Below are 18,888 nucleotides of genomic sequence, written 5' to 3' on the forward strand. Positions count from 1 at the left end.
GACGAAATAAGCACGAGGTAATAATGAGAACAGTCGCTGTCATCCTTGCTGGCGGAGTCGGCGTGCGCGTTGGACTCGGTATCCCTAAACAACTCATCAAGATTGCAGGCAAGGCAATTGTTGAGCACACGCTTGAGGCAATCGAGAACAACTCACACATCGACGAGATCATCATCATGATGAACGCCGACTCAATTCACGAGCTCGATCACCTTCAGAAGAGCGGACAATTCAGCAAACTAACTCGAATCCTTCCCGGTGGAGAAACGAGAAACGCCACAACCAGACTTGCACTGGCTGCTTTACCGGACGAAGAGTGCAAAGTACTCTTCCACGATGCTGTACGGCCTTTCATCGACGACAGAATCATCGATGACTGCGTGAGGGCACTGGACAGCTACGACGCGGTGGACACGGCAATACGATCTGCGGACACGATCATTCAAGTTGATGACGACGGGTGCATCTCCGACATGCCGGATCGTTCAGTTCTGCGCAGAGGACAGACGCCTCAGGCATTCAAGATCTCGACAATTCGTAGGGCTTACGAGATCGCGACCGAAGACCCGGAGTTCAAGGCAACTGACGACTGCGGCGTCATCTTTAAGTATCTTCCGGATATCAAGATCTACGTCGTCGAGGGAACCGGCGAGAATATGAAAGTAACGGAGCCTATCGACATCCACATCGCCGATAAAATCTTCCAGCTTCAGTCAAAGAGTCTCTCGAGCGAATCTTCCGAAGTCCCAAACTTGGCAGGAAAGACGGTTGTCGTTTTTGGCGGGAGCTACGGAATTGGCAAGAGTATCGCGGATGTGGCCGCGAAAGCCGGCGCCCGGGTATTTTCATACAGCCGAACTGCGACCAACACCGATGTAACTTCACGCAAGAGCGTCCGGGCCGCGTTGCGTTCCTCACTTGAGAAGGCAGGCAGGATTGACTACGTCATCGTGACGGCAGGGATCCTTTCTATTTCGCCGTTGGCCAGCGCTCCGAAGAAGGAGATCAAACGGACAATTAGAACGAATCTCACGGCCCCCGCGGTCATAGCGCAAGAGGCATTTGACTTCTTGAAAGAGTCCGAGGGATCCTTGACGTTCTTTACGTCCAGCTCATACACGCGCGGCAGGGCTGGCTATAGCCTCTACTCCGCGACGAAGGCGGGAGTCGTCAATCTGACACAGGCACTGGCGGAAGAGTGGGCCGACGACCGTGTGCGGGTAAATTGTGTCAATCCGCAACGCACGCACACTCCGATGCGCACGCAAGCCTTTGGCGACGAGCCTCAGGGCACGCTCCTCTCCGCAGACGTCGTCGCGGAAGTGTCAGCTCGCGTCATGGCCTCCCCCATGACCGGCCAAGTCATAAGCGTTCGTCTCTGAGGCCGCACCATTCTCCACACGTTGTCTTCACCCACGGTTACTCGTCCGCGCTTCGCGCTAATCGACCTTACCCGCTTCGCTGCTGCTGCCGCGGTTTTGATTTACCATTTCACCGCGAGAGAAAACAAGGCGTGGGGCGAGCCCGTCAACGAAGTTTTCCCAGGGCTCTTCCCGTTTGCGAAGTACGGTTTCCTCGGTGTAGAAGTCTTCTTTATCATCAGCGGGTTTGTGATTCTTCTGAGCGCTGAAGGTCGTAAACCAGCGGCGTTCATCGCGTCCAGAGTTAGTAGGGTGTACCCGGCGTACTGGACGGGAGTGGCTCTCACGTCGTTCCTTCTTTTGTTTCTATGGCCAGCCGGAAAAGATATTTCGGTTGCACAAGCGCTGCTAAATCTCACTTTGCTTCAAGAGGTATTTAATGTCCCGCACATAGACGGCGTCTACTGGACCCTGTGGGCAGAGCTTCGGTTCTACCTTCTAGTTTTTGGTCTCATTATTGTCGGACTCACTCGAGAGAGGGTTTTGTCCTTGGCCATCCTGTGGCCGCCGCTGGCAGCGCTCTTTCAGCAGCTGGATTCAGACGTTATCGATACGATCTTGATGCCGGAGCAAGCCCCACTCTTTAGTATGGGCATCATCATCTACCTACTTGTCAAGCAACCCAAGAATTTTGTTCTCTGGGCGGCTCTCGGGGTCAACTGGATTTTCGCAGTATTCCAGACGAACGGCGGCACCCGGATCGGAGCCGAGTCGAACACCGAAAACCTTCTGGATCCAGTCATCGTCGCGGTCGTTCTTGGATTCGCAGGTGTTGCAATCTGTCTTTTTGCGTTGACGCGATTGAGTCGCATACGTGCGGCATGGATGACATCACTCGGTCTGCTGACCTACCCGCTGTATCTCGTCCACGAACACTGGGGATGGTGGATGCTCTCGAACCTTCGGGAGGCGCCGAGTTGGCTTGCATTGCTCATCGCCTCGCTGGGCTGCATCGCACTTGCCTGGGCAATTTACGCCTTCGTGGAGAAGCCGTTCGGACCACGGATGCGGGCCCTATTGAAACGGCATCTATCTGATCTTGGAGCGACGCGCGAACACAATTTCCGCGAATCAGCCTGACTTGTTTCCACGGCCTCGAAGCCGGTTAAGGCGAACTCTCACACCCTCGAGTACTCGCTTCTCGGCCGGTTGGCGAAGATATTTGAGCGTTCCTTCATGCTCACGCACCTTCGCCTCTAGCCGCTGGATTGACGCGTTCAAAGACTTCGGGTCATTGCCAGACGAGCTCGAACGAGGTGCGAAAGGAGGGGCATAAGCGCCTTCACTTCGCAACTGGTCCGCGTCGATACCTTGCCAAAGCCAGCGCAAACGCTCAATTAGGACATCTCGGTTGTTCGAGAAAAGTGTATGAACCGGATCCGGAAAGCTCGCCGATGCCAGGATATGTTCATAAGAGATGTTCTCCTGGCCGGGCTCGTAAATGGTTGTTAGATCGTTCTTTCTCAAGAACGCGGTGTAACGATCGAAATTTTCCATACTGCACCGGTTCAACTCCGTGAAGTCGGCCGACTCATAGAGCTCTTCTACATCGACACCTTCATCGGCGGATGGAACCGGACGGAAAGGGATCCCGTGGTAGCGAGCCAACTCCAAAGTACGTGAGTCATGGGAAAGCAGAACAGCCGGGGTGCCTGCAGTCAATGCAGCAATATTGCCATGAATTCGGTTCCCGAATACAAACTCACATGAGGATAGATAACCGCGCCAAGTGCTCGGGTCTAAGAAGAATCGAATCCGATCTTGACGGTATAGCGGGTGGGAAATATCTGCTGGTACCCCGCTGGCAAGTTTGCCTGATACGTCTTTCCCCCATAGCAGAAGGGCAAGCTCTCTGTGCTCTTGCGGAATATACACGGAGTTGGGGTATCGATCCGCGACGTTGTTGAGAATGGCTCCCATGCTTGAAATGGACGGGGTGACGTTCAGTCCGATACTTGCATCTACGGCAGGAGGAGCATCTGCCTTTTCGACCACCATCTGACGTCCGTTGTCGTACATCGACGGGCAGCCGATAACGTCTACATGGTTTGTCCCGAAGCCTAGCGAGTTCAAATAATCGGCCGTGATCTCACCACGCACTCCTACTGAACTAGAACGATCGAGTACGGCGCGCATGAACCGCGTTACTGAGGCATTTGTCCTGTCAGAGACTCCGGAGTAGTTGCCATCAAAACCTAACTGCGCACCGACACCGACGACGGCTACAGGAATATCGAGCTTCTCGATAACACCAGAGAGCCTGTCGAGCCAAGGGAGAAACTGCGTACGAAATGCGTTTGCCAATGGTAAAGCGAAGATATCGAATTCATCGTTGACTCGTTTGGTGTATTCGTCGTTGACTCGCGGCGATTCCGTTTCCAACGAATCAACGACAACCTCGGCATCCGGCACGTTCACCGCCTTGTAAACGGCATTCGTGAAAAGCAGATTGCCGACGTTCGCACCAAAGACGCCAGAGCGGTTTCGCGCGAACGAAGCTTCTGGCGAAACTACATCGTGCGGAGCCTTGCCTGCCCGAACTAAAATCCTCACGACAACTCGCCTCCTTGCTCCTGACTACGCCAGCTCAACTGTATCTGGTTAAGGGAGTCTCCCAGATGTGAACCGCGACGGACGTTTAGACTTATCCGGATGCACATGCGACCGCACTCCGCGCCGGACGCAAAGGCGGCAAACGATGAGGGTTTATTTTGAGCAGTTTCCGTAATCTCGCACTCGACATAGTTGCTCGACCAGAGCTGTTGGCGGCTCGAGAAGGAGTGCGAAACGTCGGACGCTGGATAGCTGGACTGAATCTGCGCGTTCGCCTTCTCAGAGATTCACAAGAGTTGATACCGGGGCTCCTCAGCATCGTTGTGCCCGCGTATGGAGTCGAGCGTTACATCGGGGAATGTCTTCGATCACTTAGTGTTCAGAACTACCGCAACATAGAAGTGATCGTCGTGGACGACGGATCTCCCGACCGCAGTTACGAAGTCGCGCAGCATTGGTCAAGGCGTGATCCTCGAATACGGATAATTCGTAAGGAGAATGGCGGACTCAGTTCGGCAAGAAACGTCGGAGTGGAGCATTCCCGAGGTGAGTACATCGCCTTTCTCGATAGTGACGATTTCGTTGACCGTCACGCGTACCAGGATGCGATGAGTATCCTCCGCGAAACGGGGTCCAGTTTTGCCGTCATGCCGTATCGACGCGAACTGAAGGGTTCGTATCCCCAGGCAGCGCCGTGGATTAGAGCGGCGCACGATGTTGAACGCAAAGCAACGACGCTCGAGACCTTTCCAAACGTTATGGTCAACGCGGTCGCGTGGAGCAAGGTGTACAGGCGTGAATTTTGGGACGCTTGCGAGTTCACTTTCCCTGAAGGGCTGCTTTACGAAGATCAAGCTCTCTCAATGGAGGCCTATGCTCGCGCCGACCGATTCGATGTCTTGTCTCGCGTCAGCATTAACTGGCGCATGCGCGATGACCAGTCCTCGATCACGCAACAGGTCACATCATCTCGCAATATCCATCACCATCACATCGCGGTCCGGGACTCGTTGAATGTATTGCAGAAGTACAGCTCGCCAGACGTACGACAGGAACGACTTCGCCAGATCCTGAATAACAACCTCGGCGAATTCCTTCCCAACATTCGCCAGATGGATGACGAAGCGTGGGCTCAATTTGTCGACTTCATCCGATACCTGGTCTCCGAGGTCTCGGAGACGTCGCTGTGGCAAGAGGTTGACGCCCGTAAGAAAATTCTCATTGGACTCGTAGACTCCGAGCATCGGGAACTGGCACTGCAATTTCTTGAGGAACACGGCTGGCAGGCCGACCACTTCTCTGGGTCGGCCGTGGGTAGCCGCGTCGTCGGTGAATTCCCACTTAAGGACAGGCTTCAAACGGAGCTGGAAAGCTTCGCGTTCGAGTTGTCGTCCGGGGAGACCCCTCTGAGGGCGGTGGCGCGTCAGTTGACGGGCTCGAAGGAGGAGATCCAACTCTCAATCGTTGCCTATATCGACAGAATCCGCCCCGAGGACATCGACTCGATGCGCTTTGAGTTGGTTGAAGCTGAAACAGGCTCGACACGAGAACTAGCGAGTCACAAGTCGGGTCTGCCGGGCGCAGTACTCGGGCACACCCGTCGATACGCTGACATGCAGGAGGCGATCTATCGCATCACGGTCCCCAGCGACGCCTTCGACCGCGACGGAGAATATGAGATTCGCGTCACAGGCACGTCTAATGGTCTGAGGCGCGCCGCGATCGTTACCACCGATTGGAAATCGACGCGCTCTACAGCCATCGAACTTGATTCTGGTCGAGTCGTAGTTTCCGTTCGGCGTCCGGACAAGTCCGTGTGCTTCAGGGTCACGACGCCGAGCGTCGTTGCCAAGCAATTAGGCATCGCTGGCGACAAAGGCACACTCACGTTTGACAGCGTGAAACCGATATCCCACGTAGCTCTAGTTCGGGACGGCGACCGCTTTAGTCTCAATCGCTCGATCACCGGCGTCGAACGCGTGAATGGAGAATTCACCGCCAGATTCTCATTGCCACGAAGTTTGTATTCGGACCCGGGGCGCATGACTTTCGATTTGCGTGCGTTCGAACCGGACGGAACTAGCCACACCATTTATGTATCGGCAGAACTGCCGGGCGTAAATCTCGTCGATGCTTCTACGCGCTTCGTCTGGTCGCGCCGAGTCAGGACACGCAATACAGAGGACATTCGTGGCCGCTCGATCCAGGAGTTCACAAGCGGCTGCCTGACGCTAGTTGATCGACGGAATTGCGTGAGCGTGACAGACGTGCGGTACGACGATGCGAACGGGCTCATCGTCGAGTGCCAACGTGTTGAAGGCACGCCTGACCCTGCTCGAGCACTCGCTCAAGTCGGTTCCTCGATGTTCGACTTGCCCATCGTGCTTACGGCCGAGAGTATTTCGATAAGAATCCCTCTCGAAGCATCCGCCTGGAGAGACATTCGCCGACCATATCCAAGTGGCTCATACACTCTTCAACTTGAGAGCTTCGACAGCTCTCCTCTATCCCTTGATGTGCACGATGCGCTCGCGCCCCGTCTCCCCCGAACTTTCGAGACCGAAAAGCTCCGGGTCAACGTCACTCGGGAGACAGGTGCATCGCTGGGTATGCAGATTGAGCCTCCGCTCTCCGACGATGAAATCGGCGGTGGCAACCGTTGGAGGATGAAGGACTGGTTCTACAGCCTTTCGGCTACAAAGCCAAAGTCCGTTCTGTTCCGCAATTTGTACGGGGAGGCCGCAAACGACTCAGCTCTTGCCGTTCATAAGGAGTTGCAGCGCCGGAAGAGTTCACTCGAGCTGATCTGGGCCGTTAAGGATTACTCAGTCGATGTTCCTGAGGGTGCACGCGTTGTACTTGAGGATTCGCACTCCTATTACGAAAGTTTTGGAACTGCTAATTACGTAATGGTCAACGTGCACCAGCCCGACTGGTATGTGAAGCGCGACGGCCAGGTCCTGATCCAGACCTTCCACGGCTATCCGTTCAAATTCAACGGCTATAAATGGTGGCAAAAGCTCGGGTTCACTGCAGAACGTCAGGAATCATTCTTCAAGCGAGCCGCTGAGTGGGATTACCTGATCTCTCCCGCTCGCTATGCAACGCCGATCTTGAAAGAATTCTATCGTCCGGGTTCGAGCGTCCAATCGGAGATTCTTGAAATAGGATATCCGCGCAACGACGCCCTTCTTTCACCCGAAGCGGACCGTGTTCGGGAACAAGTCCGTAAGAACTTGGGGATTCCAGAGGGTCGAAAAGCTGTGCTCTACGCGCCGACTTTCCGCGACTACGTGTCCGCCGATGACATGTCAGCTGCGATGCTAGAGTTTCTAGACCTTTCAAAACTCATGCGGTCACTCGGCGATGACTACGTGATTTTGCTGCGAGGGCACCCGTTTAATGCAAGGCAGGGGACGTCAGCAGATAGCGGGATCATTAATGTCACCGACTATCCCGATATCAACGACCTTATTCTTGCGTCGGATATAGGGATACTCGACTACTCTTCATTGCGCTTTGACTACGCCCTCACTGGGAAACCTTCGCTCTACTATGTGCCCGACTACGAGCAGTATTTCAGAGGTCGGGAGAGTTTCGTCCCATTCGATGAAACTTCGCCCGGGCCGCTTCTCTACAACGCTGCAGATCTCGTCGACGCCATCAAGAACGCCGACGCAGTTGCACGATCGTTCGATGGAGAGAGAAGTACATTCATCAGCCGTTTCATGGAGCTTGAAGACGGGCACGCCACGGAACGCCTTGTCGATTTGATTTTCGCGCCGCGGGGAGACGCGTGAATAAACCAGATGCGCCGGATCCTTGCGTCGCGCTTATAGGGGACGTGGGTTGGGAAGGTCTTTATCACCTCGGAGATGAAGCGATGACAGAGGCCGCGATAGGAGAGCTTCAGTCGCGCGGCATCGCGGACATCACGATCATCGCCGCCGAGGCCGCTCCGGCCCAAAAACGGTACGGAGTCAGCGCAATCGATCGATTTGGTTTCGGAACGCGGTGGAACCGCAAGCGCCTCGAAGAGCGTTACACCACACTTGTTTCAGAAATCGCGAACGATTTTGGCACGATGCCTCCGGAAGACCCGGCGCATGCCATTCTGGACCTCGTGCGCCGGTGCGATGCTGTAATTATCGCGGGCGGGGGGAACATCACGTCGCGATATCTGTATCATGTGTATGAACGCTCCGTGCTCACAAAGCTGGCGAAGAAGTTCGGCAAGCCACTGCTGATGACGAGCCAGACTATAGGTCCAAGCATCGACGACGCGCACCTCGGAATCGTCGCTGAGATACTGACGAGCGCTTCGATGATCGGTGCCCGCGAATTGGACTCGCTCGCGTTGATAGGTGATTTGACTGCGGGCCGAGCAACTGCGTACCGCACCCTCGACGACGCTTTCCATCTGCGCGCGGACGCAGCGGATGAAGAATGGGTCGCAGCCCTCAATCTAGACGATAGGTTCGTGGTTGCCTCGGTCTCACCCTACGTTTCGAACCCGTTTTGGAGTGAAGATGAATACTTCACTCAGATGGCGGCGATACTGGACAGTGTGGCCGCCGAGTTGGACGAGACGGTGTATTTGCTTCCTCACGCAGGCTCGCCAATTCGGGATGAAAAGAAGCACGATCAAATTTCCCATGAGCGAGTCATCAAGACTTCCTCATCCTCTCGTATTTACGCTCTACCTGTAATGTCGGCCAGGGAATGTCTAGCCGTGATGAAGAAGGCAACGCTCGCCGTCAGCACCCGTTACCACCCGATCGTTCTCGGACAGAGTGTTGGTACTCCAACAATTTCGATAGGCGTGGACGCGTACTCATTCGTGCGCATGTACGGTGCTCAGAAGAATTTCGAAACGGCCGAGCTTCATTTGCCAGCGAGGCGCGCAACTGCGGACGCCGTTTCAGCGCTAAGCAGTCAGGTAGCAGCACAACGCCGTGTGTACGAGCAGCACATTAAAGCGATCGAACCCGTTCGAAGAGCAGAAGCGAAAACTTGGTGGGACGCTCTAGTTGAACGAATCAGGGAATCATCAGGAGGAACTGTCCCATCCTTTGCTGAGGTTCCAAGCCTCAAGCTCGCAAATGTAGAAGCGGTTAGCTGCTCAGAACATGCAGCGCACAACGAGTTGAGCTTAATGTATGACTCGCTCATTCGTGAGCGGAAGGCCAAAGCCCACACTGAGGATATCGTTGGCCGAGTTGGGAAAGACCGCGACCAGCAGCGTCAAGCGAGACTAGCTGCAGAGTCGGAGATCTCAACACTCCGAAGCGAACTCGTGGCTGCCAATTCGCGCAAAGTTGTGAGGCTGGCTGACAAGCTAGGTGCGGTGGTACGAGCTCTTCGTCGAAGGAAGAGCTGATTCTAATCACGTGGAAGTTCCAACCGATAACCACTTTTCGTGACTCAAAGAACCAGGGAAGGCCGGTTGCTACTTAGTAGCCGAAACCGATTTGCACGCTGCTAGCCGAGCCTCTCGACTACGAGATCGGTGAGTTCGGCGATCCGCAAGCTATCGCGTCGAGCTTCATCGAGATCACGTCGAAGCTGCTCAACTTCCATTCGTAGGTCGTGAACTTGCTGCTTGAGTACCTGAACTTCCTCGCCAGCAACCATGTTGGCAGGAGCGGCAGCCCAGGCCATACGCTTAAGCTTGGTCTTAATTCCCATGATTACTTCTCCCTCTCCGAGAAACTGTCGAGTCTGCCACCAGCCGTTTACCTCCGTGGACTAGTTCGACATGTGTGCGATCAACTCGCGCTGTCAGCCCATGATCCGCCGCTGACTTGTATACAGCATGAATTGGAATGTGCCATGTCTGTGGACGTTCCATGTCAAATTCTCTACCCGGGGACGCGCAGAAAGTCATGAAAGCAAATGACTCATCCCTCAATAGGTACTTGCACAGGAGAGCCGCGTTGACCCGCGCTGAATTCGTCATTCCTTCAATGGCGTGGTGCATGAAAACATAAATTGGTCGGTGCTCGGAGCGAAGCTCGATTGCCAGCTGAAGCATCTCTTTACGGTCATACAAATTAGCGACCCGAAAGTCGACTTTGCTCCCGGACTCCTGTCTAGCCCTTTCAATAGCGACCCAGGAAAAGTCGAAAGCAACCACCTCGTGCCCTAGCGACGCAAGATATCGGGCATCCGCACCGGTGCCGCACGCGATCTCGAGAACTCGCGAATGTGGAGGCAACCTCGCGGCTAATCGCTCCGCTGCTGCCGAGGGCCCGCGGAGAATGCTGACGTTTTGGTACCGCGAGTCCCAGTACAAACGATGAAGGCTCAAGCGCCCGAACCAGAAGTGGAATCGTCTCACCGTGTCATCTGGGGTCTCGAACACGAAGGACGGGTCAGGAGTGCGCCATTCAGACCCATAACATGCAGTGAGCCAACGCTCCGGGTTCGCTGGGGTAGGAAGCTCCACACCTCCGAGTTCGCGTGTGCTCGTCGGTACGATGTCGCTCATGCTGACCTGGTCAGTGTCGACGTGAATCGGCTCATAGAAGCGACCATCCTTGAAAAGCGCAGCGAACACGTCGACGAAATGATCAATGTGCCCGGACTCCGTCTTGAACATCACCTGGAAATGACTGACGCTGTGCCGGACGATCCAGTATCCCAACGCTTCAAAATCGCGCTGTAATCGGAAACTCTCCAATGCGACGTCTGAGGGATGGGAATATTTGCTCAAATACGCGGTGTCGGCATCATCGTCGTGCTCGAGCACGTCACCGCCTCGCATTGCTCCGAGAAGCGTTCCACCCACGATGAACGAATCGAACCCAAGATCATTCAACTGACCGAGAACCTCGGCCGTCCGCTGAATCAAGCGGTCTTTATCTTCACGAGTCTGCTGTTCGAATCCGTGAGTAAGACGACCCCATTTGTTGACCGTTAGAGTCCGTCCATCAGCGTCCTTTAGGACGATCGGCTGATCGGAAGTTCCGAAAGTCAAGAACCGGCTATCAAGCACAGAATCATTCTGATCTCGGACTTCGAAAAGACTCCGTCCGTCCATCTGACGCAGGAGCTCGTCAGGCCAGCGCACAAGGACGCCGAATCGGCGGACACCAGTATCTGGCGCGACGGTCCATAAATGACGGCCGTCCAAATAAACGTTTAGCGCCGACGTCGCCGCTCCTGGGCGCACAAATATCCCACGGTGGCTAAGCAGCGCTACTTTCATTCCTGAGACTCTACTGTGCAGCAAGCTTGTTGTTCCACATTGAGAGTGCCGAACCGATCGCCATGTGCATATCGAGGTACTGGTAGGTTCCCAACCGACCGCCGAAGTATACGTCCTTCTCGCCACCCTGCAGTTCGCGATACTTCAGCAAGCCATCTCGATCTGCTGCCGTGTTTACCGGGTAATACGGCTCGTCGCCGCGTTCGGCAAAGCGCGAGAACTCGCGCATAATGACCGTCTTGTCGCTCGGATAGCTGTCGCGCTCAGGATGGAAGTGCCGGAACTCGTGGATTCGTGTGTATGGGACGTCCGTGTCGGGATAGTTCATCACCGGCGTACCTTGGAAATCGCCGACGGGCAGGACCTCCTGCTCGAAGTCAAGAGTCCTCCACGAGAGCTCACCTTCGGAGTAATCGAAGTATCGATCCACCGGCCCCGTATAGACGATGGGAACGTGGCCGACCGTCGCCCTCTTATTGAAGGGCTGGCTCTCATCAAAGAAGTCGATATCAAGCTTCACATCAATGTTGGGATGGTCAGCCATGCGTTCAAGCCACACCGTGTAGCCGTCAGTGGGCAGGCCCTCCCACGTGTCGTTGAAGTAGCGGTTGTCGTACGTGTACCGCACGGGAAGACGGCTCACGATTGACGCTGGCAAGTCGGCTGGATCTGTTTGCCATTGCTTTGCCGTGTAGTCGCGGAAGAAAGCTTCATAGAGAGGACGGCCGACGAGGGCGATCCCCTTTTCCACGAAGTTTTTTGCCTCTTTGGCGTTGAACTCGCCGGCTTGTTCTGCGATGAGTTCGCGCGCCTCGTTTGGCGAGTACGCGGCTTGGAAGAACTGGTTGATCGTGCCCAGGTTCACCGGCATCGGATAGACGACACCGTTATGAGTCGTGTAGACCTTATGTACGTAGTTCGTGAACGTGGTGAAGCGGTTGACGTACTCCCACACGGACGGATTCGACGTGTGAAATAGGTGCGCGCCATACTTGTGGACCTCGATACCCGTCTCGGGCTCAGCCTCGCTGTACGCGTTACCGCCGATATGCGGGCGCCGATCGATCACGGTGACCTTGCGGCCACTCTCTGCGGCGCGCTCAGCGATGGTGAGGCCGAAAAAGCCGGACCCGACGACAAGAAGGTCACAGTTCACGAGTGTTCATGCTCCTAGATTGCAGTGTGCGAACGTCAGTACCGACTCTAGACGGTGTCGGCTGTTAGCCCTCCGCATGAAGTTGCGCGCTCCAAGCCGATTCGACCATGTCACGAACCGAATGCGTGGGCGTCCACTCGAAGCGTTCCTTGATCCGGGTTGCGTCAGCAACGACCGCTGCAGGGTCCCCAGCTCTGCGTTCGGTTACCTTTGGCTCGATTGTGCTACCGCTCACTTCAACGAGTTCAGCGAGAACTTCTTTGACACTTGCGCCTGTTCCCGTGCCCACGTTGACGGCGGAGTAGCTCTCGTGCGTTTTGCTGAGATAGTCGATGGCGGCGATGTGGGCGGAAGCCAGGTCTTCGACGTGTACGTAGTCCCTCACCCCCGACCCGTCAGGAGTGTCGTAGTCGTCCCCAAAGATCTTGGGCGCACTTCCTCGCGCGAGCGCGTCGATGGCCAGCGTGATCAGGTTGGCGGGCACCGTGTCTGCGAGCTCGGCCGAACCGGCACCCGCAACGTTGAAATATCGAAGGCTGACCGCTCGTATCGACGTTGCCTTTGCAACATCACGCACGAGCCACTCCCCCATGAGTTTGGACGAACCGTAAGGATTCACGGGCTTCGTCTCGTCCTCTTCACTGACGAGATCAGCAGCAGGACTCCCGTACACGGCTGCAGACGAGGAGAACACAAGAAGCGGTACGCTCTCTGCTTCCATCGCTTCAAGAACGTGCGCGAGCGTCTGCGTGTTCTCGCGGTAGTAGCGAACGGGTTGTTCGACGGACTCACCGACCTGCTTGAGCGCGGCCATGTGGATTACGGCTCGCACATCGTGCCGACGAAGAACAAGGCGCACCTCTCGAACGGAGGAGTCCGCTGCAAGATCAATGTCGTAAATCGGAACATCCGTGATTCGTTCACGGCGCCCCGTGCTGAAGTTATCGACGACAATGACGTCGCTGCTTTGCTGCAGCATCCGGACAATGTGGCTGCCGATGTAGCCGGCTCCCCCGGTGACAAGAACGCTCACGAGTTCTCCCTCGGCTGGCGACGTGCGACCTGCGGCAACTGCTTACTGTCCGCCACCGATTACGAGTCGCGGTGTGCCCGTCCACGAAGCCGGATCGGTCGTGTTGCGCCCATCAATGAGCAGCTTCACTCCGGGAAGATCGGCGGCGGTCATGTCCTTGTACTCCGCGTGGTCCGCCTGGATGATCGCGAGGTCGACGTTCTCGCCGAGGTGATGGGCCGTCCACCCGAATGACGCGAGCTCATCATCGGAGTACATCGGATCGTGCACCGTCACGTTCGCGCCGCGTTCACGCAGCGCGTTCACCGTCTCGAAGACTCCGGAGAACGCGGTCTCCTTGACGCCGCCTCGGTACGACGCTCCGAGGACGACCGCGTTGACGCCGCTGAGGCTGCCCAGTACTTCTTCGGCCTTCGTCACAACGCGCTCTGGCATCGCGGCGTTGAAGAGCCGCGCCTGACGCACAATGTCGGCATTCGGGTCAGTCGAGAGGTACAACCGGGGATAAACAGGAATGCAGTGTCCTCCGACAGCGATACCCGGCCGATGAATATGGCTATACGGCTGAGAGTTACATGCCTCGATCACCTGGTAGACGTCAACGCCGACAGTGTCCGCATACACAGCAAACTGATTCGCGAGTCCGATGTTCACGTCGCGGTACGTCGTCTCGGCCAGCTTTGCCATCTCAGCGGCTTCTGCGGTGCCGAGATCCCACACGCCGTTCTTTCGCGATAGGTCAGGGCGTTCGTCGAACGTCAGCACTGCCTCGTAAAACTCCTGAGCCTGGCGTGCGCCTTCCTCCGAAAGGGCGCCAATGAGCTTCGGGTACTTGCGGAGGTCGTCGAAGACGCGGCCCGTAAGCACGCGCTCTGGCGAGAACACCAGGTGAAAGTCTGCACCCTCGGTCAGTCCGGAGCCCTGCTCGAGCATCGGCTTCCAGCGGTTGCGTGTCGTACCGACGGGAAGCGTCGTCTCGTACGAGACAAGGGTATTCGGCGTGAGATGCTCTGAGAGCGACTTCGTCGCGGCATCCATCCAGGCGAAGTCGGGGTCCCACGTCTCGTCATTCACGAACAGTGGCACGACAAGGACGACCGCGTCCGCGCTCGGAATCGCTTCTGCATAGTCGGTCGTGGCCTTCAGCCGTCCGGCTGGGACGAGCTCCGAGAGCTTTTCTTGGAGGTGCGCTTCGCCGGGAAACGGTTCGACCCCCTTGTTCACGAGATCAACGACGTTCGGGTTCACGTCGACTCCGATGACATCGTGACCTGCGTCAGCGAACTGAACAGCGAGAGGAAGACCAATTTTGCCGAGGGCAACGACCGCAATCTGCATGGTCTTCAGTCTACGTGCATTCACTGAGCTGCTCCGAGCGTGGTGCCACTGGGCTGGCCCAGACGGATACCATTGCACTGTGTCTTCTCGGCCAAGCATCCTCGCGATTTCTTTCTCGGATTTCAGCTCCGACGCGCGCGTTCTTCGACAGCTTGAGGTCCTCAGCGAGTTTGGCGACGTCACGACGGTCGGGTACGGGCCCAAACCGGAGAAGGCGATAGAACACCTTGAAATATCGGGAAACCGTCCTTCTCTTCCACAAACGATTCCCGGTGTCGTCAAGCTCGCAATGCGGCTTCATAAAGGCGCAGAACTCACTGCTCCTGCTGAAGTTTCCGCACTTGCACTTATCAAGGATCGCTCCTTCGACCTTGTCGTTGCCAACGAAGCACGAGCCCTTCCGCTTGCCCACGCAGTCAAGGGCAGCGCTCCGGTGTGGGGCGACATGCATGAGTGGGCCCCAGAAGAACGCACTCACGTTCTCTCGTGGAAGCTCCTGGTGGCGCCCTACATGCGCCACATCTGTGAACGCTATCTGCCCATGACCGATGCTGTAAGCACCGTCAACGCATCGATCGCTCGCCTCTACGACAAGCAGTTCGGTACGATGGCGAGAGTAGTTCGTAACGCGCGGCCGTTCGAGAACCTCACCCCATCCCCACTTGAGGGCGACCGTGTCCGGCTCGTCCATAGTGGAGCTGCCGTGCCCGGACGGGATATCGAGAGCCTTATTAGCGCGACCCTTCAGCTGGATCCGCGCTTTACCCTCGACCTCTATCTCATAAAGGGGCGCGACGGCGGAGAATATTGGCGATCGCTTCGAGCCTTGGCACAGGACTCTGCCCGGATCAACTTCCACGAAGCCGTGCCCCCAGCGGAGCTCCCGAAGGTGCTCAACGCATTCGACGTCGGCGTTTTCAACTTACCTCCTCGCACGACGAATCACCGGCTCATGCTGCCCAACAAACTGTTCGATTTCGTCCAGGCCCGGCTAGCAGTGGTGTTCAGCCCGTCCGTAGAAACTGATGCTGTGATCTCGGCTCATAGCCTCGGTGCCGTAACCGGTGGTTTCTCTACGGACGATTTGGTAGCGACACTGCGTGCCTTGTCCAGCGAGGAGATCGCGGGCTACAAGCAGAACTCGCACAGGGCTGCAATCGAGCTGAGCGCCGAATCCGATGTGGAGACGGAGCGGGCGATCATCGCACGGCTACTCGGCCTCTGATTTTCCGTCCTGATTATTGCCGAGTCCAGACAAAGCAGCTTGCTCCGCGAAATCCGGGACGTCACGGACGAGCTCCGAGAAAGTTCCCTGCGCGTCTACTCGACCATCGCGAAGGAAGAAGATCTGATCGGCATCTTTGATGGTTGAGAGCCGATGGGCGACGAGTATCACCGTGACTTCGCCCTGAAGTTCAGAGATTGCGCGCGAAACCGCGGCCTCTGTCCGAGAGTCAAGTGCACTCGTGGCTTCGTCCATCACGAGCACAAGCGGGCGCCCGTAGAGCGCGCGCGCAATCCCAAGCCGCTGGCGTTGCCCACCGGAGAGGGATAGCCCGCGCTCACCAATGGGTGCGTTTATGCCACCGGGTCGCGCTTCGATTGTCTCTAACAGCTGCGCCTGAGCGAGCACTTCGCGTACTCGCTCGTTGTCGACGTCGTCAGTCCAACTCAAGGCGACATTCTGAGCTACGGTGGCGTCAAAAAGCGCGACATCTTGCGGCACGTATCCGACCCGTGAACGCCACGCTCTCCGGATTGAACGAAGATCAGTTTCATCAAGCGACACAGTCCCCACGGTAGGAGAAATCAGACCAAGGATGAGGTCGATCATCGTCGACTTGCCAGCGCCCGATGAGCCGACGAAGGCCACCGTGCTGCCGAACGGAACAGTGAAATTGACCGAATCGAGGGCGCGAACGTTGTCGTTCCCGTAGGAGAACGAGACGTCGCTCAGGGCAATGGCGGAAGGACGAGTCGGAATCTCAGCGGTGTCCTCTTCGGAGACTGCTTGCTTGGCACTCTCACCTTCTTGAATCTCGCGAAGCACGATTTCAGCGTGCGGTGCGTTCGCGGTCATCTTGTTCACGATAGTTTGGACCCGGACAATTGAGGGCGCCACGCGAAAACCTGCGAGACCGAACATGGCGATGGCCGCAAGGGCCTGTTCGAGTCCACCTCCGATAAACCCAGCGATGCCTACGAGTACGAAACCGCCGACAATACCCGCTTCGAGAACGTACCGGGGAACCTGTCCATAGAATTGGACATCAGCACGGGCGCGCGAACTGTGAACACGTCCTGCTCGCACAACGTCAGAAACCTCAGCAAGTTTGTTGCGAAGGGTGACTTCCTTGAGCGCACCCACCATCTCTGTGATCAATCTCGACGTCTGAAGCGTGTATTTGAGGTTGGTTTTACCTGCCTGGCGTGATCGCTTTGCCACGACGATGTAGAGAAGAAGTCCGAGCAGTCCCATGTACACGAGCGTGATTATCGCGACGACAGGCTGCGCAACCGCAAGAACCACGACAACCGCGATAAAGCTGAGGCTCTCGCCCAATAGCGTTGATCCAGGTAGGAGAAAACCTGCCACGATGGCGCCGACACTGCCGTCCGTGAGACGGACGATATCCGACGAGTTTTTCTTCAGCCGTTCTGTCCAAGGTAGGGCCGTAAACGACTCGAACAGCATTGTGCCGAGCTCTAGCTCATAGGTCGCAAATCGTTTCGTTGCAATGCGCAGAAGGGCTACAGCGCCCACGCCCTTGAACACAATGAGTGCGCAAACGAGTGCAATCGCCCCGATTAAACCAGGCCCGCCGACTTCTCCGACTATGGGGAGCGTGATGGTCGTCTGGCTGATGAGAGGCGTTATGACGATCGCTAGCACCCCGAGCGCCGCGGCATCTAGGATCGCCAGGATTCCAAGCCCAACCGAGTAAAGTGTCAGAAAGCGCTTCGCCCGGCCCGGCAGGATGTTCAAAACATCGCGATAGAGTCCGTAGAGAGCTTTCATTATTCGACCTCGAAGATGCGGGCGACCATCTTCTGCCACACAGCCACTTGAGTTTCACCAGATAATGCCCGCGCGTTGTCGCTCGAGTTCTGCTTCCACCGCCGCACGTCCTCAGGCGTCATCGTTTCGAGCGTCTTCTTGAATTCAGCAACTTCGAATCCGGCTGCGACCGCGCCGAGCTCATACTCGTCAAGTATGCGCATCATTTCCGGCGATGGCCCAATGATGATCCCCAGGCGCGCTTGAATGTAGTCAAAGAACTTGTTGGGCAGGCACCATGCCAGGTTGAAGGTGGTTGGCGCGATAATCGAGACTCCCACATCGTACTGATTGAGCGTCTGGACAAGCTCACTATACGGAACCGGGTCCTTAAAGCGAATTCGATCACTACCCTCTGCAAGGGCGCGTAGCTTGTCGGAGTACTCGGGGATCTTGTGCATGAGGTAGAGATCAAGCGTCACGTTCGCTGTTGTGTCGCGAACTGCCTCGATCATCACTTCCAACTTGCGTGCTGGCGCCGCGATACCGCTATGGACAAGGCTGATGGTGTCACCGACGTCACCGACAGGAAGCTCCTGGTACGGCGTCGCGTTCGTTACAAGCTCGGGAACGAAATCGAAGTTTCGGGAGTACTCGTCAACGATGCCTTGGCTGACAGTTCCGACGCCAGCTGCGCGTGCCACATATTTCCGAAGTATCCAGCGGAAGTAGGGCGCGATGAGGAATCGCCACAGTCGCGAGTGCTCGTTCTGCCGAGGTGCGTATTCATGGAGATCGACCACCACCCCGTGGGTGGAGGGAAGACTCATCGCTAACGGAGCAGTGGCAACATCGTGGGTGATGATGAGGTCCCACTCCCGACCTTCCAATGCTTTTGCAGCCATCTTGTTTCGTGGCGCCGTGCGATACGTCACCTCGTAGAGGCGAGTTAGCAGAGTGAATGGGTAAATGAAACGATCCCAGAGGCCGGCCACACCGCGACGCAGAGCAGGCTGTGTGAACTCGATATGCTCGACGACGTCCGCGTGTGGTCTCTCGCCGAAACCCGCGGTGGTGACCTCGTATTCGTCGACAAATTTGGCGATCTGTTTGAGCGCGCGTGGAGCGCTCTTGATCGGAGTGTACGTGAGTACGAGGATTCTCTTCTTGTTCGGCACA

At 56.4% G+C, this 18,888-nt stretch carries 13 protein-coding genes; 5 read left to right on the top strand and 8 right to left on the bottom strand.

Translation table 11 applies throughout. From position 1 onward, the window contains the following. The first annotated feature begins 23 nt into the window (after positions 1-23). Together ATJ78_RS14175 and ATJ78_RS14180 are read left to right on the top strand one after the other, a co-directional pair. Positions 24-1,382 carry a bifunctional cytidylyltransferase/SDR family oxidoreductase gene (locus ATJ78_RS14175; RefSeq protein WP_098408831.1) on the top strand — a complete coding sequence of 453 codons (1,359 nt, stop codon included), beginning with the start codon at positions 24-26 and terminating at the stop codon, positions 1,380-1,382. A 21-nt stretch (positions 1,383-1,403) separates the two neighbouring features. Then, positions 1,404-2,501: an acyltransferase family protein gene (locus ATJ78_RS14180; RefSeq protein ID WP_169923468.1), complete on the top strand. Its 1,098-nt coding sequence runs from the start codon at positions 1,404-1,406 to the stop codon at positions 2,499-2,501. On the opposite strand, the gene ATJ78_RS14185 is transcribed toward ATJ78_RS14180, so the two are convergent. Next, positions 2,493-3,974 (bottom strand): polysaccharide pyruvyl transferase family protein, encoded by a 1,482-nt coding sequence (locus ATJ78_RS14185; protein WP_098408833.1) that lies wholly within the window; start codon positions 3,972-3,974, stop codon positions 2,493-2,495. The genes ATJ78_RS14180 and ATJ78_RS14185 overlap by 9 nt on opposite strands. Before the next feature lie 227 nt (positions 3,975-4,201). Here ATJ78_RS14185 and ATJ78_RS14190 point away from each other — a divergent pair, with 227 nt between their 5' ends. Both ATJ78_RS14190 and ATJ78_RS14195 read left to right on the top strand, forming a co-directional pair. Continuing rightward, the gene (locus ATJ78_RS14190; protein ID WP_169923469.1) at positions 4,202-7,774 is read left to right on the top strand and encodes a CDP-glycerol glycerophosphotransferase family protein; all 3,573 of its coding nucleotides are present in this window, start codon (positions 4,202-4,204) and stop codon (positions 7,772-7,774) included. Beyond that, positions 7,771-9,354: a polysaccharide pyruvyl transferase family protein gene (locus ATJ78_RS14195; RefSeq protein WP_143741428.1), complete on the top strand. Its 1,584-nt coding sequence runs from the start codon at positions 7,771-7,773 to the stop codon at positions 9,352-9,354. Before ATJ78_RS14190 ends, ATJ78_RS14195 begins: the two co-directional genes overlap by 4 nt. A gap of 101 nt (positions 9,355-9,455) precedes the next feature. Here ATJ78_RS14195 and ATJ78_RS14200 read toward each other — a convergent pair whose 3' ends face one another. From ATJ78_RS14200 to ATJ78_RS14220, 5 genes are all read right to left on the bottom strand, one after another. Then, positions 9,456-9,662, bottom strand: a complete 207-nt coding sequence (locus ATJ78_RS14200; RefSeq protein WP_143741429.1) for a hypothetical protein — start codon at positions 9,660-9,662, stop codon at positions 9,456-9,458. Next, complete coding sequence (locus ATJ78_RS14205; protein ID WP_098408837.1) at positions 9,652-11,184, bottom strand: class I SAM-dependent methyltransferase; 1,533 nt, start codon at positions 11,182-11,184, stop codon at positions 9,652-9,654. Before ATJ78_RS14205 ends, ATJ78_RS14200 begins: the two co-directional genes overlap by 11 nt. A 10-nt stretch (positions 11,185-11,194) precedes the next feature. Next, entirely contained in the window at positions 11,195-12,340 is a 1,146-nt protein-coding gene (glf, locus tag ATJ78_RS14210; RefSeq protein WP_098408838.1) for a UDP-galactopyranose mutase, read from the bottom strand. Positions 12,341-12,404: 64 nt separating this feature from the next. Beyond that, a complete protein-coding gene (gene galE, locus ATJ78_RS14215) occupies positions 12,405-13,373 on the bottom strand; it encodes a UDP-glucose 4-epimerase GalE (protein WP_098408839.1) in 969 nt (322 codons plus the stop codon). 42 nt (positions 13,374-13,415) lie between these two features. Continuing rightward, positions 13,416-14,711, bottom strand: coding sequence for a nucleotide sugar dehydrogenase (locus ATJ78_RS14220; RefSeq protein ID WP_098408840.1), 1,296 nt, complete (start codon positions 14,709-14,711; stop codon positions 13,416-13,418). A gap of 289 nt (positions 14,712-15,000) precedes the next feature. On the opposite strand from ATJ78_RS14220, the gene ATJ78_RS14225 reads away from it, so the two are divergent. After that, positions 15,001-15,936, top strand: coding sequence for a glycosyltransferase family protein (locus tag ATJ78_RS14225; protein WP_245836339.1), 936 nt, complete (start codon positions 15,001-15,003; stop codon positions 15,934-15,936). Here ATJ78_RS14225 and ATJ78_RS14230 read toward each other — a convergent pair. Further along, on the bottom strand, positions 15,922-17,730 hold the full coding sequence (locus tag ATJ78_RS14230) for an ABC transporter ATP-binding protein (RefSeq protein ID WP_098408841.1): 1,809 nt from the start codon (positions 17,728-17,730) through the stop codon (positions 15,922-15,924). The two genes, ATJ78_RS14225 and ATJ78_RS14230, sit on opposite strands and share 15 nt — an antisense overlap. Beyond that, positions 17,730-18,887: a glycosyltransferase family protein gene (locus tag ATJ78_RS14235; protein WP_143741430.1), complete on the bottom strand. Its 1,158-nt coding sequence runs from the start codon at positions 18,885-18,887 to the stop codon at positions 17,730-17,732. The genes ATJ78_RS14230 and ATJ78_RS14235 overlap by 1 nt, the downstream gene beginning before the upstream one ends. Between the last annotated feature and the right edge of the window lies 1 nt (position 18,888).

Origin of the sequence: Paramicrobacterium agarici, from assembly GCF_002563955.1 — a bacterium.
Taxonomy (GTDB): Bacteria; Actinomycetota; Actinomycetes; order Actinomycetales; family Microbacteriaceae; genus Paramicrobacterium; species Paramicrobacterium agarici.

Excerpts from the sequence above, each read along its gene's own strand:
- ATJ78_RS14220 (WP_098408840.1), bottom strand. The coding sequence starts at position 14,711 with ATGCAGATTGCGGTCGTTGCCCTCGGCAAAATTGGTCTTCCTCTCGCT.
- ATJ78_RS14200 (WP_143741429.1), bottom strand. The coding sequence starts at position 9,662 with ATGGGAATTAAGACCAAGCTTAAGCGTATGGCCTGGGCTGCCGCTCCT.
- ATJ78_RS14230 (WP_098408841.1), bottom strand. The coding sequence starts at position 17,730 with ATGAAAGCTCTCTACGGACTCTATCGCGATGTTTTGAACATCCTGCCG.
- ATJ78_RS14205 (WP_098408837.1), bottom strand. The coding sequence starts at position 11,184 with ATGAAAGTAGCGCTGCTTAGCCACCGTGGGATATTTGTGCGCCCAGGA.
- ATJ78_RS14175 (WP_098408831.1), top strand. The coding sequence starts at position 24 with ATGAGAACAGTCGCTGTCATCCTTGCTGGCGGAGTCGGCGTGCGCGTT.
- ATJ78_RS14225 (WP_245836339.1), top strand. The coding sequence starts at position 15,001 with ATGCGGCTTCATAAAGGCGCAGAACTCACTGCTCCTGCTGAAGTTTCC.